The sequence below is a fragment of the Lyngbya sp. CCY1209 genome, from assembly GCF_035615495.1.
Classification (GTDB): Bacteria; Cyanobacteriota; Cyanobacteriia; order Cyanobacteriales; family Microcoleaceae; genus Limnospira.
On the sequence record NZ_JAJENU010000493.1, the window covers coordinates 1 to 461 of the forward strand.

Consider the following 461-nt stretch of genomic DNA (forward strand, 5'->3'; position numbering starts at 1 on the left):
ATTGTCGGCAAAATTAATGTCATAATTCTGCCAAATTGGCAACAGTTTCGAGAAGGTTTCGATTAAATTAAAGACAGGAAAGAGAAATTCCCGAATCCATTCACTCAATCAATTAACTGGAGAGAAACCATGAATATTTCCGACCTCAGCCATCTCGAAAATGTTTCCGAAGAATCCAACGTCGCCGGTGGATACGGATACTACGGATATTATACTTTTTACGAGAACGATTTTATCAACTTTGATGTTTACGGAGACGTAGATATCGACACTCACATCGACGGCAACACCGCTCAGATTGACGGTTTTGCTAAAGCTTTCGGTTCCGACACCTATACCAAGGTTGCCGGTTCCACGTTCACCGTGGAAGGCTACACATCACAATCCAGTTTGTTTGCCATCTCCGTGAGCGACTAATCCGTTCATTTTGGGTAACTTCCCAACTTGATTATCTTCGAGTC

At 42.5% G+C, this 461-nt stretch carries 1 protein-coding gene; it reads left to right on the forward strand.

Annotated features, from left to right (window positions below; genetic code table 11):
• Positions 1-129 precede the first annotated feature (129 nt).
• Positions 130-417: a hypothetical protein gene (locus tag LKE08_RS15370; RefSeq protein ID WP_324705119.1), complete on the forward strand. Its 288-nt coding sequence runs from the start codon at positions 130-132 to the stop codon at positions 415-417.
• Positions 418-461 lie beyond the last annotated feature (44 nt).

What these genes read in the sequence shown, in the direction of transcription:
- LKE08_RS15370 (WP_324705119.1), top strand. Translation starts at nt 130, where the DNA reads ATGAATATTTCCGACCTCAGCCATCTCGAAAATGTTTCCGAAGAATCC.